The organism is Achromobacter marplatensis, assembly GCF_049060505.1.
GTDB classification, from domain to species: domain Bacteria; phylum Pseudomonadota; class Gammaproteobacteria; order Burkholderiales; family Burkholderiaceae_B; genus Achromobacter; species Achromobacter marplatensis_A.
Genome location: NZ_JBMGRB010000005.1, coordinates 465,042 through 480,914, shown reverse-complemented (window position 1 = coordinate 480,914; position 15,873 = coordinate 465,042). Strand labels below are relative to the sequence as shown.

The 15,873-nt window shown below is 66.4% G+C and carries 16 protein-coding genes; 9 read left to right on the top strand and 7 right to left on the bottom strand.

The features are described 5' to 3' along the window. Window positions 1-37 precede the first annotated feature (37 nt). The 6 genes from ACI0FO_RS15880 to ribBA all read right to left on the bottom strand — a co-directional run bounded on the left by ACI0FO_RS15880 (window position 38) and on the right by ribBA (window position 4,574). Window positions 38-607, bottom strand: a complete 570-nt coding sequence (locus ACI0FO_RS15880) for a CinA family protein (protein ID WP_416028044.1) — start codon at window positions 605-607, stop codon at window positions 38-40. Then, window positions 604-1,110 (bottom strand): phosphatidylglycerophosphatase A, encoded by a 507-nt coding sequence (locus ACI0FO_RS15875; RefSeq protein WP_105560357.1) that lies wholly within the window; start codon window positions 1,108-1,110, stop codon window positions 604-606. The genes ACI0FO_RS15880 and ACI0FO_RS15875 overlap by 4 nt, the downstream gene beginning before the upstream one ends. A 90-nt stretch (window positions 1,111-1,200) precedes the next feature. Beyond that, window positions 1,201-2,166, bottom strand: a complete 966-nt coding sequence (thiL, locus tag ACI0FO_RS15870; RefSeq protein ID WP_416028043.1) for a thiamine-phosphate kinase — start codon at window positions 2,164-2,166, stop codon at window positions 1,201-1,203. A 216-nt stretch (window positions 2,167-2,382) separates the two neighbouring features. Next, complete coding sequence (nusB, locus tag ACI0FO_RS15865; protein ID WP_105560355.1) at window positions 2,383-2,886, bottom strand: transcription antitermination factor NusB; 504 nt, start codon at window positions 2,884-2,886, stop codon at window positions 2,383-2,385. Then, on the bottom strand, window positions 2,855-3,385 hold the full coding sequence (gene ribH / locus ACI0FO_RS15860) for a 6,7-dimethyl-8-ribityllumazine synthase (RefSeq protein ID WP_006227613.1): 531 nt from the start codon (window positions 3,383-3,385) through the stop codon (window positions 2,855-2,857). Before ribH ends, nusB begins: the two co-directional genes overlap by 32 nt. A 10-nt stretch (window positions 3,386-3,395) precedes the next feature. Beyond that, window positions 3,396-4,574 (bottom strand): bifunctional 3,4-dihydroxy-2-butanone-4-phosphate synthase/GTP cyclohydrolase II, encoded by a 1,179-nt coding sequence (gene ribBA / locus ACI0FO_RS15855; protein WP_105560354.1) that lies wholly within the window; start codon window positions 4,572-4,574, stop codon window positions 3,396-3,398. 156 nt (window positions 4,575-4,730) lie between these two features. Here ribBA and ACI0FO_RS15850 point away from each other — a divergent pair, with 156 nt between their 5' ends. The 9 genes from ACI0FO_RS15850 to ACI0FO_RS15810 all read left to right on the top strand — a co-directional run bounded on the left by ACI0FO_RS15850 (window position 4,731) and on the right by ACI0FO_RS15810 (window position 14,665). After that, complete coding sequence (locus ACI0FO_RS15850; RefSeq protein ID WP_416028040.1) at window positions 4,731-5,558, top strand: HAD-IIB family hydrolase; 828 nt, start codon at window positions 4,731-4,733, stop codon at window positions 5,556-5,558. A gap of 12 nt (window positions 5,559-5,570) precedes the next feature. After that, the gene (locus tag ACI0FO_RS15845; RefSeq protein ID WP_416028038.1) at window positions 5,571-6,386 is read left to right on the top strand and encodes an IclR family transcriptional regulator; all 816 of its coding nucleotides are present in this window, start codon (window positions 5,571-5,573) and stop codon (window positions 6,384-6,386) included. Between the two features lie 183 nt (window positions 6,387-6,569). Next, window positions 6,570-7,568: a phosphate/phosphite/phosphonate ABC transporter substrate-binding protein gene (phnD, locus tag ACI0FO_RS15840; protein WP_416028037.1), complete on the top strand. Its 999-nt coding sequence runs from the start codon at window positions 6,570-6,572 to the stop codon at window positions 7,566-7,568. A gap of 6 nt (window positions 7,569-7,574) precedes the next feature. Then, window positions 7,575-8,345, top strand: a complete 771-nt coding sequence (phnC, locus tag ACI0FO_RS15835; protein ID WP_105560350.1) for a phosphonate ABC transporter ATP-binding protein — start codon at window positions 7,575-7,577, stop codon at window positions 8,343-8,345. Continuing rightward, a complete protein-coding gene (gene phnE, locus ACI0FO_RS15830; RefSeq protein ID WP_416028036.1) occupies window positions 8,342-9,226 on the top strand; it encodes a phosphonate ABC transporter, permease protein PhnE in 885 nt (294 codons plus the stop codon). Before phnC ends, phnE (ACI0FO_RS15830) begins: the two co-directional genes overlap by 4 nt. Continuing rightward, on the top strand, window positions 9,223-10,047 hold the full coding sequence (phnE, locus tag ACI0FO_RS15825) for a phosphonate ABC transporter, permease protein PhnE (RefSeq protein ID WP_416028034.1): 825 nt from the start codon (window positions 9,223-9,225) through the stop codon (window positions 10,045-10,047). The genes phnE (ACI0FO_RS15830) and phnE (ACI0FO_RS15825) overlap by 4 nt, the downstream gene beginning before the upstream one ends. Window positions 10,048-10,265: 218 nt before the next feature. Beyond that, a complete protein-coding gene (locus ACI0FO_RS15820; protein WP_416028032.1) occupies window positions 10,266-11,924 on the top strand; it encodes a CHAD domain-containing protein in 1,659 nt (552 codons plus the stop codon). 310 nt (window positions 11,925-12,234) lie between these two features. Next, the gene (locus ACI0FO_RS15815) at window positions 12,235-12,420 is read left to right on the top strand and encodes a hypothetical protein (protein WP_310031681.1); all 186 of its coding nucleotides are present in this window, start codon (window positions 12,235-12,237) and stop codon (window positions 12,418-12,420) included. A 37-nt stretch (window positions 12,421-12,457) separates the two neighbouring features. Further along, on the top strand, window positions 12,458-14,665 hold the full coding sequence (locus ACI0FO_RS15810; protein WP_416028030.1) for a phosphocholine-specific phospholipase C: 2,208 nt from the start codon (window positions 12,458-12,460) through the stop codon (window positions 14,663-14,665). A 119-nt stretch (window positions 14,666-14,784) separates the two neighbouring features. On the opposite strand, the gene ftsY is transcribed toward ACI0FO_RS15810, so the two are convergent. Beyond that, window positions 14,785-15,846, bottom strand: a complete 1,062-nt coding sequence (ftsY, locus tag ACI0FO_RS15805) for a signal recognition particle-docking protein FtsY (protein WP_416028119.1) — start codon at window positions 15,844-15,846, stop codon at window positions 14,785-14,787. Between the last annotated feature and the right edge of the window lie 27 nt (window positions 15,847-15,873).

The following is a 15,873-nucleotide window of genomic DNA, read 5'->3' as shown; positions in this document are numbered from 1 at the left end:
CACGCAACGCGTGTGCAGCGTGGGGCCCAACACCCGCCTAGCGCCGGTTGACCGGCGCGCCCACGAATTCCAGCAGCCCCCGCAACGCGTATTCCACCGCGGCCTGGCGCACTTGCGTCCGGTCGCCGGGGAACACGTGCGTCACGGCGCGGCTGGTGATGCCGTCGCCCACGCGCATCGCAAAGCCGAAGCACACCATGCCCACCGGCTTGCCCGGCGTGGCGCCGCCTGGTCCGGCGATGCCGGTCGTGGACACGCCCACCTGTGCGGCGGGCGACGCCAGCAACACACCGTTGGCCATTTCCAGTGCAACGGGTTCGCTGACCGCGCCAAAGTGATGCAGCGCATCGGGGGAAACGTCCAACTCCGCCACTTTGGCCTCGTTGCTATAGGTGACGAAGCCACGTTCGAACCATTCGCTGGAACCGGCTACCGATGTCATCGCGCCGGCCAACAAGCCGCCCGTGCAGGATTCCGCGGTGCCAAGCATCCAGCCGTGGCGCCGCATCGCGTCGCCCAGCCGCTCGGCCAGACCGATAGCCGTGGCCTCGCTCAACTGCGCGGCCGACAGATTCGACCGCGATCCCGCTTCGTGTTGATCGTTCATCCCAAGACTCCTGTGCGCGCGACCAACGCCATCACCAGCAAGGCATAGCCGGCCGCCACGATATCGTCCCACATAACCCCGAAGCCGCCCTTGATATGAGCGTCGAAGAACTTGATGGGAGGCGGCTTGACGATGTCGAACAGGCGAAACAGCCCGAACGCCAGCAACTGCGACACCCAGCCCGCGGGCGTCAGCCAAAGCACCAGCCAGAACGCCACCATCTCGTCCCAGACCATTCCGACATGATCCGCCTGCCCAAGTTCGCGGCCCACGCGATGGCAGGCCCAGCACCCGTACAGAAAAGCCAGGGCCAGGAACACGCCAATCGCCAAGTCCGATGCGGCAGGCGCGGCCGCCACCCAGATGCCCCACGCCAGCAAGGTGCCCCACGTGCCCGACGCCGGACGGATCAGGCCGCTGCCCAGGCCAAAGGCGATCAGCCGGCCCGGATCGCGGCATATCCAGGATAGCGGCGGATACTCGGCCCGCGAACGTTCGCGCATGGACGGTGATGGCTTATCGGTAAGGGACATGGCGTTCCTGGGCCGGTGGGTAAAGGGGATGTTGGTAGAGGCTGGCGGATCCGCGGTGGATCAGGCCGCGGGAAAGTGGTCGAAACCAGCCGGCAGCGCGGTCATCGGCTGACCCTGTCCGTCCAGCACCGTCAAGCCCGGCTGCGCCAGCGTCTGGCCGATGCGGGTCACGCGGGCATTGGCGGCCAGGCCGGCGGCCTGGACGGCGTCGCGTTTGGCGGCGGGCGCGGTGAAGCACAACTGATAGACGTCACCGCCGCCCAGCACCGCGCGTTGCAACGGCGCCGCGTCCATCGCCGCCAAGGCGGCAGCCACCGGCATCCGGCCGAATTCGACCGACGCGCCCACCCGGCTGGCGGCCAGGATGTGGCCCAGGTCTTGCAGCAAGCCATCGGACAGGTCGATGGCGGCGTGCGCGACGCCGCGCAGCGCCAATCCCAGCGCGACCTGAGGCTGCGGCCATTCCAGCGCGCCGCGAGTGGCGGCAAGCAGGGCCGTGTCGACCGGATATTGGCCGTCCAGCAGGCGGTAGGCCACGTCGGCGGCGCCAAGTTCTCCGGACACCCAGATGTCGTCGCCCGCCTGCGCGCCGTCGCGCCGCAGCGCCTGGCCGGCGGGCACGGCACCGAACACGGTAACGCTGATCGCCAGGTCATGCGCGCTGCGCGTGGTGTCGCCGCCGATCAACGGGCAGCCATGGGCGGCAGCCAATGCGTGAAAGCCGTCCGCGAACGCGGCCAGCCAGGGTTCGTCCAGGCGCGGCAAGGCCAGGCCCAGCACGCAGCCGATCGGCCGGGCGCCCATGGCGGCCAGGTCGGAAAGATTCACGGCCAGGGCTTTGTGGCCCAGGGCGCGGGGGTCCACATCGGGGAAGAAATGCCGGCCCACCAGCAGCAGATCGGTGCTGGTGGCGACCTGTTCGCCAGGCGGCACGGGAAACAAGGCGCAATCGTCGCCCACGCCCAGCATTCCTGCGGGCGCGGTCCGGGTGAAATAGCGCGCGATCAGATCGAATTCGGACGCCACGGCGACTCCGCTATCCGGCACGGCCGGCCGGCATTAACGCCCACATGGGACGAACAGTCCCGAAGATCATGCGCGGCGCACGCAACGGGGAAAAAAGCCCACCGCCGCGCGCATCGCAAGAAGCAAATGCCCCCAAAAAACGGGGCCACGCGGAGCCGGCTCCGCCGGTCCGCAGAGGCGCCCCCCTGGGGGGAAGCGCGCAGCGCTCGGGGGGGCCTACCTCCTAGCGGCAGCCTGGACTTCGGTCGCACGCACGTCGGCGGCCAGCTTGTCGAGCACGCCGTTGACGAACTTGAAGCCGTCGGTGCCGCCAAACGATTTGGCCAGCTCGACCGCTTCGTTGATGGCAACCTTGTACGGCACTTCGACATGATGAATCAGTTCGAAGCTGCCGATCAGCAGGATGCCATGTTCAACGGGCGACAGCTCGGCCAGCGGGCGGTCGACGTAGGGCGTGAAACGCTCGCGCAGCGCGGGCGCTTCGCGCAGGACACCGTGCAGCAAGGTCTTGAACCACTGCGCGTCGGCCTCGGAAAAATCCTCGGTGTCGCGCAGGTGGGCGTCGATCTCGCCGGCGTCTTGCGTGCCTTCGCCACCGCGCAGCAGCCACGCGTACACACCTTGCAGCGCGAATTCGCGTGCACGGCGGCGGGCGCTGCGCGCGCTGGCGCGGGCTTGCGCCGCGCTATCAGCGCTGGTCGTCGTCTTCTTCGTCGTCAAAATCTTCGTCCTCGTCTTCGTCGTCTTCGTCTTCTTCCTCGGGTTCCAGCGCCGCCACCAGGTTGGCCATTTCAACGGCCACCTGAGCGCAATCGCGACCCTTGCCGGCGGCGCGGGCTTGCGCCTGCTCGTCGGTGTCGACGGTCAACACGCCGTTTGCGACGGGGATGCCGGTTTCCAGGGAGATACGGGTGATTGCCATGGCCATTTCATTGCTGACCACTTCAAAGTGATAGGTCTCGCCACGGATGACGGCGCCCAGCGCGATCAAGGCGTCGAATTCAAACGTTTCGGCCATGTGCGACAGGGCCACGCCCAGTTCCAGGGCGCCGGGAACGGTGGCGACCATCACGTCGCGTTCGTCCACACCCAGTTCGGCCAGTTCCTTCAGGCACGCTTCGAGTTCGGCTTGACCGATTTCTTCATTGAAGCGGGCGCGTACGATGCCGATGTGCAGCCCTTCGCCGTTCAGGTCGGGGGTAAGGATGTAAGGGTTCATGTGTCGGCCTTCAGTGTGTTGCGGAAGTATTCAGCGGGTCGCAATCGTAACCCGTAATGGTGAGCGAAAAGCCCGCCATGCTGGGCATCTTGCGCGGCCGGGCCAGCAGCTTCATCTGGCCAACATTCAGGTCGCGCAGAATCTGGGCGCCGATGCCGTAGGTGCGCAGCCCGAACCGGTCGGTGCTGGCGGCGGCGTCGGCCTGGGCCTTCGGGTCGTTCCAGCCGGCGATCTGGCCGAACAGGTGCTCGGTGGACGATTGGCAGTTCATCAACACCAGCACCCCTGCCGGAGCGGCCGCAATCGCCTGCAACGCTTTTGCCACGCCCCAACTGTGCGGGCTGGCGCCCGTGTCCAGCACGTCCAGCACCGAGGCCGGCTCATGCACGCGCACCAGCGTTTCAACATCGGGGCTCACGTTACCATGCACCAGCGCCAAATGGGCGGAGCCCGTGGCGGCGTCTTCGTAGGCCACGGCCTCGAAGGTGCCCCAGGCCGTCTGCATGGGGCGCTTGCCCACGCGTTTGACGATGGATTCGTGTTCGCTGCGGTACTGGATCAGATCGGCGATCGTGCCGATCTTCAGGTTGTGCTGGCGACCGAATTCCACCAGGTCCGGCAGGCGGGCCATGGTGCCGTCCGGCTTGAGGATCTCGCAGATGACCGCGGCAGGCGTCAGGCCAGCCATAGCGGTCAGGTCGCAGCCGGCTTCGGTGTGGCCGGCGCGCACCAGCACTCCGCCGGGCACGGCGCGCACCGGGAAGATGTGGCCGGGCTGCACCAGGTCGGCCGGTTTGGCGTCACGCGCCACCGCCACCTGGATCGTGCGGGCGCGGTCGGCGGCCGAGATACCAGTTTCCACCCCTACCGCGGCCTCGATGGACTGCGTGAAATTGGTGCCGTATCGCGTGCCGTTGCGGGCCGCCATCATTGGCAGCTCCAGCTGGCGACAGCGTTCTTCGGTCAGCGTCAGGCACACCAGGCCGCGGCCGTGCGTGACCATGAAATTGATGGCTTCAGGCGTGACGAATTCGGCGGCCATGACCAGGTCGCCTTCATTTTCACGGTCTTCCTCATCAACCAGGATGACGATGCGGCCGGCGCGAAGCTCGGCGATGATCTCGGCAACCGAAGCGATACCGAAGGATTCCGGCTCGGAGCCGGGCAAAGAGGACAACTGGACGGACATGGCGGGCACGCAAACCAGGCGGGAAAGCCCGGATTTTAGCGCCCCTGGCGCCAGATCCCCTATCGGGCCGCCAGAACGGCTGCCGGCGGGGGCCATCCGGTTAAACTTTCGCCCGGAGATACCCCTAAAAACGACACCCCCTCGAGGAAAAAACCCATGCAAGCCCTTGCGGCCATGCCTTTGACCGTCGCGGCGGCGGTTCGCGTCGTCCTGACCGATATCGACGACACGCTGACCACCGAGGGCCGCCTGCCGGCCGACGCCTACGCCGCGCTGGAACGCCTGGAACAGGCGGGCATCCAGGTCGTGCCCATCACCGGCCGCCCGGCCGGCTGGTGCGACCACATCGCCCGCATGTGGCCCGTGCGCGCCGTGGTGGGGGAGAACGGCGCGTTCTACTACGCCTACGACCGCCAGGCCCGCCGCATGACCACCCACTACTGGACGGACGCCGCTTCGCGCCAGGCCAGCCGCAAGCAGCTGGACGCCATCCGCGACCGCGTGCTGGCCGAGGTGCCGGGCTCGGCCGTCGCCAGCGACCAGGACTATCGCGTGGCCGACCTGGCCATCGACTTCTGCGAAGACGTGCCCGCGCTTCCTGATTCGGCCATCAGCAAGATCGTCCAGATCTTCCACGACGCTGGCGCCCAAGCCAAAGTCAGCTCGATCCACGTCAACGGCTGGTTCGGCGACTATGACAAGCTGACCATGACCCGCACGATGTTCCAGCGCGAATTCGGCGCGGACGTGGCTGGCGCGCTGGACAGCACGCTGTTCATCGGCGATTCGCCCAACGACGAACCCATGTTCGCGTACTTCCCTATTTCGGTCGGCGTGGCCAACATCCAGGCCCAGTTGCACCGCCTGACGCACCGGCCCGCCTTCGTCGCGGCCTTCCACGGCGGCGCGGGCTTCGTTGAAATGGCGGACCGGCTGCTGGCGGCCCGCCCGTCCGTGCAATCGCCGCACGCGCAACCGGCCTGAGGTCCGCATCCCGTGGCCACTCCCAAGACTCCCGCCTCCGCCGCCAACGACGGCCGCCGCAGCATCCAGTCCATCGAAGTGGGCGTGCCGTTGCTGGCCGCCCTGGTGGACGCCGCCAAGCCCCTGACCCTGCGCGACCTGGCCGCGGGCGCCGGCATGACGTCCGCCAAGGCGCACCCCTATCTGGTCAGCTTCATCCGCGTGGGCCTGGTGCAGCAAGACACCATCACCGGCCAGTACGAACTTGGCCCCTTTGCCCTGCAGATGGGGCTGGTCAGCCTGCAACGGCTGGACCCCGTGCGCATCGCCATGCCCGAGATCGCCAAGCTGCAATCCGAGATCGGCCACACGCTGGGCATCGCGGTGCTGGGTTCGCACGGACCCACCATGATCCACATGACCGAAGCCAGCTACCCGGTCCACGTGAACATGCGCAAGGGCACCGTCATGTCCATGCTGCACACCGCCACCGGCCTGGTGTTCGCGGCCTGGCTGCCGCCCAAGGTCAGCGAACACTACATCGCCCGCGAAGAAGGCGACACGGCCGTCATCGCCAGCGTGCCGCCCCCTCGCAAAGCATCGCGGGCCAATATCGAAGCGCAGTTAGCCGATATCCGCGTACACGGCATGGCCCGCGCGCTGGGCAACCCGCTGCCCGGCGTGGACGCCTTGTCGGTGCCGGTGTTCGACAACACCGGCAACATCGTCCTGGGCTTGACCAGCCTGGGCCCCACGGGCCTTTTCGATGTGGGCTGGGACGGCACGATCGCCCGCCCGCTGCTGGCGTGCGCGCAGGAGATCTCGCGCAAGCTGGGCTACCGGGGCTGAACCGGCGGATCCTGGCCAGGCGCATACCCGGCACGTTCGATTGACCGAAAATAAACGAACATAAAACGAACAATTCGAACAAAAGACGAAAAGAAAGGCAGGGACTTTCCCAGGTGTGCCGTCCCCGCTTGTGTGGTTGAATTCAGCGAATATTCAAATTCGTCCCACAAGAGGAGACAAACCATGCACGCGATGCGTCTATTGCAAGCGGCCGCCCTGGCCGCATTCGCCGTTGGCGGCGCCACCGCCCAGGCCGCCGACACCTGCTCCAACCGGGGCGATCTGGACCAGATGTATTGCGACAACAACAAGGACCTGGTGGCCGATACGCCCGCCGACGCGTCCAAGTTGAAGACGCCTTCGACGCTGGTGTTCACCTACACCCCGGTGGAAGATCCGGCGGTCTACGAAGACATCTTCAAGCCCTTCACCAAGCACCTGTCGGAATGCACCGGCAAGCGCGTGGTGTTCTACCAGGTGCAAAGCAACGCTGCGGAAATCGAAGCCATGCGCTCGGGCCGCCTGCACGTGGGCGGGTTCTCGACCGGCCCTACTGCCTTCGCCGTGAACATCGCGGGCGCCGTGCCGTTTGCCGTCAAGGGCTATGCCGACGGCTTCCAGGGCTACAACCTGATCGTCATCGTCAAGAAAGACAGCCCCTACCAGAAGCTGGCTGACCTGAAGGGCAAGAAGCTGGCGCACACCGCGCCGTCATCGAACTCGGGCCACATGGCGCCCGTGGCCCTGTTCCCCAAGGAAGGCCTGACGCCGGACAAGGACTACAAGGTGATCTTCTCGGGCAAGCACGACCAATCCGTCATGGGCGTGAACTCCGGCGACTATGACGCCGCCGCCGTGGCCTCCGACGTGTTCAAGCGCATGGTCGAACGCGGCCAGGTCAAGGAAGCCGACTTCCGCGTGATCTACAAGAGCGAGAAATTCCCCACCTCGTCATTCGCCTACGCGCATGACCTGGAACCGAAGTTCCGCGACCAGATGTTGAAGTGCTTCTACGACTACCGCTTCCCCGCGGAAATGTCGAAGGCCTTCGACGGCGCCGACCGCTTCTATCCGGTGACCTACCAGAAGGACTGGGCCATCGTCCGCCAGGTGGCTGAATCGGGTGGCGAGAGCTTCAACCGCGCCGCCTACGACCGCGAATCCGCAAAGAGCAAGAAGTAATCCAGCATGACGACGTCGCTACGCATTTCCGGCCTGGTCAAGGAATACCGGGCCGGCCGGCCGGTTCTCAATGGCATCAACCTTGAAATCGCCGGCCAGGGGCTGACCGCCATCATCGGCCCTTCCGGCACCGGCAAAAGCACGCTTCTGCGCTGCATCAACCGGCTGATCGAACCCACCCAGGGCGAGATCGTGCTGCAGTCCAAGGATGGGTCCGTGGACCTGGCCCGCGTGCGCGGCGCGTCGCTGCGCCGCGCACGCCGCCGCATCGGCATGGTGTTCCAGGAATACAACCTGGTCGAACGCCTGACCGTGATGGAAAACCTGCTGACCGGACGGCTGGGCTACACCTCGGCCCTCAAGGCCTGGATGCGCCGCTTTGAACCGGAAGACATCGAGCACGCCTACAAGCTGCTGGATACCGTTGGCCTGGCCGGCTTTGCCGACCAGCGCGCCGATGCGCTGTCGGGCGGCCAGCGCCAGCGCGTGGGCATCGCCCGCGCGCTGATGCAGCGCCCGCAGTTGCTGCTGGCCGACGAACCCACGTCGTCGCTGGACCCGAAGACCTCCGTTGAAATCATGGAGCTGCTGTCCGACCAGGGCAGCGCCACCGGCATTCCCGTCATCGTGAACATCCACGACGTGGAACTGGCCCGCCGCTACGCCACCCGCATCGTCGGCATGTCCGGCGGGCACGTGGTCTACGACGGCGATGGCCAGGGCCTGGATGCGACCATGCTCAAAACCATTTATGGAGGCGAGTCTTGGCTGGAATGACGCATCCCCGGGGCGCCCGCCCCTTTGCCATGTCCGGGCGCGCCAAGGCGGGCCTGGTGTTGCTGGTGATCTACACGATCTACGCCGGTGCGCAGCTGGATTTCAGCTGGGCGCGCTTTGAAACCGGCATGGGGCACGCGTCGACGTTTCTTTCGCGCATGTTCCCGCCTAATTTCGAAAAGCCCGCGACCTTGTGGAAGGGCATCGCGGAAAGCCTGGAAATCGCGGTACTGGCCTCAGTGCTGGGCATTCTGTTCGCGCTGCCGGTAGGCCTTCTTGGCGCCCGCAACATGATGCCCGCCTGGGTGTCGTGGCCCGCGCGTTCGCTGGTGGCGCTGTGCCGCGCCCTGCACCCGGTCATCGTCGCCATCCTGTTCGTCAAGGCCGTGGGCTTCGGCGCGCTGGCGGGCATCCTGGCGCTGACCGTGGCGTCGATCGGGTTCATCGGCAAGCTGTTCACCGAAGCCATCGAAGAGATTTCGCTCAAGCAGGTGGAAGCCGTGCGCGCAAGCGGTGCGTCGTTTGCCAACGTGATCATCTTTGGCGTGCTGCCGCAGGTGTTCGCGCGCTTTATCGGCTTTGCCACTTACCAGTTCGATTCCAACCTGCGCAACTCCACCATGGTGGGTATCGTGGGCGCGGGCGGCGTGGGCGGCACCCTGTTCTCGGCCTTCCAGCGTTTCGATTACGACTTCGTCAGCGCCATCCTGCTGACGCTCATCGCCATCATCATGCTGGGTGAAATCATCGCGGGCTTTGTGCGCGCCGTGTTCCTGGACAACCTGGGTTTCGACCGCATTCTGCAAGGCCGCTTCGCGGGGGCCCGCGGCATCGGCTCCAGCAAGCCCCCGGTGGCCCGCAAGGCGGAGGTGGAAGAATGAACGTCCATGCCTCCACCCTGAACCCCGCCGGTTCCCCGCGCGTGTGGCAGCGCTACAGCATGGGCCAGCGGCTGCTGCGCTTCGCGCTGTACCTGCTGGTGGTCGCGGCCATCGTCCAGGCCATCCGCGGCGTGGAAGTCATCCCGGAGTTCCTGTATGACGCCCCCGAGCAGATGGCGGACCTGTTCCGCCGCATGTGGCCGATCGACTGGGCCTACTACCCGGACGGCGTGCATAACGCGCTGATCGAAACGCTGCACATCGCCACCTTGGGCACCATCCTGTCCGTCTTCATGGCGGTGCCGGTGGGCCTGCTGGCGGCCAACAATCTGACGCCCAGCAAGACCATCAACATGCTGGCCCGGCTGATCCTGGTGTCCAGCCGCTCGGTCAATTCGCTGGTGTGGGCGCTGCTGTTCATCGCCATCTTCGGCCCGGGGGCGCTGGCCGGCACGCTGGCCATCGCATTCCGTTCCATCGGCTTCGTGGGCAAGCTCGTCGGCGAAGCCATCGAAGAAGCGCAGCGCGGGCCCATTGAAGCCGTGACCGCCACTGGCGCCAGCAAGGCATCGGTGCTGTGGTACGCCTACTGGCCGCAAATCCGTCCGGCGTTCTGGTCCATCGTGCTGCTGCGCTGGGACATCAACGTGCGCGAATCCGCCGTGCTGGGCCTGGTGGGCGCGGGCGGCATCGGCATGGCGCTGGACACCGCGCTGAACCTCTTCCAGTGGGACCGCGTGGCGCTGGTGCTGGCCGCGATCTTCATTGTGGTCGTGCTGGCGGAAATCATCATCACGCAGGCGCGCAAACGCATTCTTTGATCGCGTCCCTGTTTTACGCTTGTCGGTTTCCCCTGACCAGCGCTCCTTGGCGCCGCCTTTGAAAAAGGGCGGCGTTTTTTCTTGCCCAGCAAAAGCACGCGGCTTGTCCACAGGCTGCGTTCACGTCTATGCTCAATGTGAACAAAATATGAACGGTCATCAAATCCCGCCTCCGGGTTGATTAAGATCTCGGCTTTTGCCGTTGGACACCCACCGCCATGTCGGAACAGGAATTGAAACTGCATGTGCCCACGGCTTCGCGCCAGGCCGTGCTGAAAGAGATCAAGCAACGCGAGGCCACGCGCATCCGCTTGCATGCCATGTATTTCGACACGCCGGAGCGCGAACTCGCGCGGGCGCGCATCGCCATCCGCCTGCGCCAGGAAGGCCGCGATTGGGTGCAGACGCTGAAGATGCCAGGCATCAACGCCATCACCCGCATTGAATTGAATCACCCGCGTCCCGGCCCCGTGCTGGACCTGTCTGTGTATGCCGGCACCGAGGTCGAAGCCGCGCTGTCCGCGGTCAAAGGCGAACTTGGCCTGCGCTACGAGACCGACGTGCAGCGCCTGCTGCGCAAGGTCCGCACGCGCTTCGGCACGGTGGAACTTGCCTACGACACCGGCATCTTGCGCGCCGGCGCATTGGAACTGCCCATCTCGGAATTGGAATTCGAACTGGTGTCGGGCCGTCCGGCCGCCATCTTTGCTTGCGCGCGCGGCTGGCAGCAGCGCCATAGCCTGGTGCTGGATCCCCGCAGCAAGTCCGAACGCGGCGACGCGCTTGCCCAGCTGGCGCAACGCCTGGCCGACGTGGACGCCATCCCGGGCGACGACCTTGAAACGCGCCGGGCCCAGGCCATCGCCCAATTCTGGGCGCCTCGCAGCGCGGCTGCCGTGAAGCTGCGCGACGACATGACGCCGTCGCAGGCAATGGGGCGCATCGCGGCCGAATGCCTGGACCAGATCGCGCGCAACGCCGCGGTGCTGGCCGAAGTCGACACAGAAGGCGTGTACCGCGCCGGCAACTCCGAACACGTGCACCAGTTGCGCGTGGGCGTGCGCCGTCTGCGCTCAGCCTGGAAGCTCTTCGATGGCTGGATCGCGCCGGTGCCCGAGACCATGCTGCAAGGCGTGCGCACGCACTTCGCCGCTTTCGGCGCCAACCGCGACCAGGACGTGCTGAACGAGACCGTCGCGCCCGCGCTTATCCGCGCCGGCATGCCCGTGATCCCCATGGAGGCCGCACCGCCCGAACAGGACGCCCAGACCATCGCCGGCGGCAAGGCCTTCCAGGCTTGGCTGCTTGAACTGCTGGAATGGAGCCTGGACGTGCCGACCGCAGTTCCCGCCAACCCTGGCCATGCCATCGCCAACGGCACGCCCAGCGACGCCGCGCCCGAGCCTGCCATCCGGCTGGAAGGCGGCGTGGCCGGTCCCAGCGTCAAGCCCACCATCATCCCCATGTTGGCGCCGGAACCCGATCCGCAACGTCTGCACAAGCAATTGGCGCGCCGCCTGCACCGCTGGCACAGCAAAGTGGCTGACCAGGGCACGCAGTTCGCCACGCTTGATGTTCCCACCCGCCATGAATTGCGCAAGCGCGGCAAGCGGCTGCGCTACAGCCTGGCGTTCGCGGAATCACTGCTGCCCGCGGCCAAGCTGCGCGGCTACCGCAAGCTGCTGTCCAAGGTGCAGGACGTGCTGGGCGAAATCAACGACCTGGCCGTCGCCCGCGACTACTACGAGTCGTGTACCGCCACGCATCCGCAAGCCTGGTTCGCGCTGGGCTGGATCAGCGCGCGCCTGGAAGAACTGGCGGACGAAGCGCAGAAAGCCTTCGACGACCTGGCGCGCAGCAAGCCCTTCTGGAAGTAATGGCTTCAAGCCCGCCCGTCCCGGCCGCCCTGGCCCGGACGGGCGCGCGCGTTTACCGCAGCGGCAAGTCAATTCGTGAATTCGTTTTCACCTGGACACGCATCTAGCACTGCGTTTCAAAAAAAATGGCACGGCCAGCTTCGGGTCAGCTGTCTGTAAAAAGAACGACATCCGACGCGCCAATACTGGATCGCTGTCGTCCGGCCCCCTGCGCCGGACGCACTCGTGGCCCGCAGCATCCGCCCGACATGCGTCCTGTGTGACGGCAACGGCCCCTGCGGGCCGTCAGCCCATCCACACTTACAGAACCATGGAAACCACTTCCCACTTGCTCGCCCATGCAAGACGAGGCCTTGCGGCCTTCTGCGCGCTGTCGCTCGTGTTTTCGCTGTCCGCCTGCGGCGGCGACGACAACGATTCGGACGAACCCGCTCCCCCGCCCACCACGACGCCCACCCCGCCGCCCGCCGCGTGCGCGTCGCACTGCGCCCCCTGAGCCCGTTCCCCTCCGACCTTCAACGACAGAGAAGCCAATGACGTTCGACGCCTCCAAAAGAAAGTTCTTCAAGACCACGCTGGGAACCACCGCTGCCGTAAGCGCCTTGTCGATGTTCCCGCCCAGCATCCGCCGCGCGCTGGCCATTGAAGCCAGCAGCCCGACCGGCACCATCCAGGACGTCAAGCACGTCGTGATGCTGATGCTGGAAAACCGCTCCTTCGACGGCTACTTCGGCACCTTCCCCGGCGTGCGCGGCTTCGGTGACCGCTTCCCCATTCCGCTGGCCAACGGCAAGTCGGTGTTCCACCAAACGCGCAGCGACGGCACCGAAGAGCTGCCCTATCACCTGGACACGACGCTGGGCAACGCACAGCGCGCCGGCAGCACGCCGCACTCCTGGCCCGATTGCCAAGCCGCCTGGGACCATGGCCGCATGAACAAGTGGGCAAGCGTCAAACAGCCGCTGTCGATGGGCTACTACGAGACCGCCGAAGTCCCTTTCCACCGCGCACTGGCCGATGCCTTCACGCTGTGCGACAACTACCACTGTGCGATGCACGCGGGCACCATCCCCAACCGGCTTTTCTTCTGGACCGGCACCAACGGTCCGTCGGGCGACAACGTGTCGGTCGTGATGAACGAAATGAACGATGGCGCCGACGTGGGCCCGTCCACCGAAGGCTGGACCTGGACGACCTACGCCGACCGCCTGCAACAGGCGGGCGTCAGCTGGAAGGTCTACCAGAACATCCCGGACAACTTCGGCTGCAACGAGATGATGAGCTTCCGGCACTGGCGCGCCGAAATCGAAAAGATGCCCGCCGACCGGCGAGTGACCAACCAGGGCGGCCCGGCCTACAACCCCGCCATCGACGATCTCTACAGCCCGCTGGCCAAGGGCTTTGGCAACACCATGCCCGACGGCGGCTTTCTTCAAAGCCTGCGCGACGACGTGATGAACGGCACGTTGCCGGAAGTGTCGTGGATCATCCCGCCCGCCGCCTACAGCGAACACCCCGGCCCCTCCAGCCCCGCCAAGGGCGCGTGGTACATCCAGGCCGCGCTGGACGCCCTGACGCAATCGCCCGAGGTCTGGAGCAAGACCGTATTCCTGGTGACCTACGACGAAAACGACGGCTTCTTCGACCACATGCCGACGCCTTCCGCGCCCTCGCGCAACGATGACGGCACACTGGCGGGCAAGTCCACCCTGACGGACGCCGAGATGGCGTTCGAGTACTTCACCTACCCGCCCGCCACGCCCAAGCAGTTGACCGCCGACGGCAAGCCCTACGGCCCCGGCATGCGCGTGCCGATGTGGGTGATTTCGCCGTGGAGCCGCGGCGGCTGGGTCAACTCGCAGGTGTTCGACCACACATCGGCGCTGCGCTTCCTGGAACAGCGTTTCGGCGTCGTCGAACCCAACATCAGCGCGTTCCGGCGCGCGGTCTGCGGCGACCTCACCTCGACGCTGAATTTCGTCTCGCCCAACAGCGCCGCCCTGCCAACGTTGTCGGGCCGCACGACCAAGACGGACGCCGACGGCCTGACCACATGGCAGGAATCGCAGCCTGCCATTGCCATCCCCACGCAACAGACGCTGGCCAAGCAGGCGCCCGGCACCCGACCCTCGCGCGCGCTGCCCTACGAGCTGCACACGAGCGCCCGCGAAGAAGCGCGCGAGCACCGCGTCAGGCTGCTATTCGCCAACGCCAGCAACGGCCAGACAGCCGCCGTCTTCCACGTGTACGACAAGCTGCATCTGGACCGCATCCCGCGCCGTTATGTGGTGGAGGCGGGCAAGTCGCTGGACGACGCCTGGGATGTGTCCGCAGATAGCGGCAAGTACGACTTGTGGGTGTTGGGGCCGAACGGCTATCACCGCGCCTTCGCGGGCGACTTGATGCAGACCGGCGGCGCGCAGCCGGAGATCCAGGTGTGCTACGTGCCTTGCGACGACCCGCAGGTGCAAGTCAAGCTGCACAACAACGGCAGCCAGGCTTGCACATTCACCGTCAGCGCCAAGGCATACCGCAGCGACGGCCCGTGGACCGCCATCGTGCAGGCCGGCCAAACCGGTGAACTGAGCTGGCCCGTAAGCGACAGCGGGCAGTGGTACGACTTTGCGGTGGCATGCGAAGGCTATGCCGCGTTCCAACGCCGCTTTGCCGGCCGCATGGAAACGGGCAAGGACGGGGTCAGCGACCCGGCGATGGGCCAGGTGCCTGACGCGACGGCCTGACGGTAGCGCCGCGGCTCACCCTGCGGCTCATTTCGCTGCTCACTTCGCGGTGTACCCCGCGCAAACGGCAACGGGGCGGCGCTTGCGCACCGCCCCGTTGTTTCAGGCCTGCCGGCGGATCAGTCCGCCAACAAGGCCGCGGCGAATTCGTCCGCCACGAAAGGCTGCAGGTCTTCCAGGCTTTCGCCCACGCCGATCCAGTAGACCGGGATCGGACGCACCCCCTGACTGCCTGCGGCAACGGCCGCCAGCGTGCCGCCCTTGGCCGTGCCGTCCAGCTTGGTGACGACCAGGCCAGTCAGCGTGATGGCCGCGTCGAACGCGCGGATCTGCGCCAGCGCGTTCTGGCCGGTGTTGCCGTCCACCACCAGCAGCACTTCGTGCGGCGCGGTGGCATCGGCCTTGCCGATGACGCGGCGGATCTTCTTCAGTTCTTCCATCAGGTGCAACTGCGTCGGCAAGCGCCCCGCGGTGTCCACCATGACCACGCCCATGCCGCGCGCGCGGCCGGCGTTGACCGAGTCGAACGCCACGGCGGCAGGGTCGCCGCCATCCTGCGCAATGACGCTGACGTTATTGCGGCTGCCCCATTCCACCAGTTGTTCGCGCGCGGCGGCGCGGAAGGTGTCGCCCGCGGCCAGCAGGACGCTGGCGCCCTGGCGTTGGAACGTGTGGGCCAGTTTGCCGATGGACGTCGTCTTGCCCGCGCCGTTCACGCCGGCGATCATCACCACCAGCGGTTTGGTGCGGGTCAGGTCGAACGCGCGCTCCAGCGGACGCAGGTGGTCGGCCAGCAATTGGCGCAAGGCGGTCTTCACCTTCGCCGGGTCTTCGATGCGTTCCTTCTTGACGCGCGCGCGCAGCGCGGTCAGCAGCTTCTCGGTGGCCTCCAGGCCCGCATCGGCCATAATGAGCGCCGATTCGAGTTCCTCGAACAGGTTTTCGTCGACCTTGACGCCGATGAAGATGCCGCCAATGCTCTGGCCGGTGCGCGACAGGCCCTGCTTCAACCGCGACAGCCACGACGCTTTTTTCGGCGCTTCGGCGGGCGCGGGTTCGACGGCCGGAACAGGTTCCGGTGCAGGAGCAGGTGCAGGAGCAGGTGCAGGAGCAGGTGCGGTGACCGCGACGGGCGCGGCAGGCGCTGGCGCTGAAGTCGGAGCCGGCGCGGGTGCTGCCACGGGCGCCGCGGCGGGCGGTGCATCAAG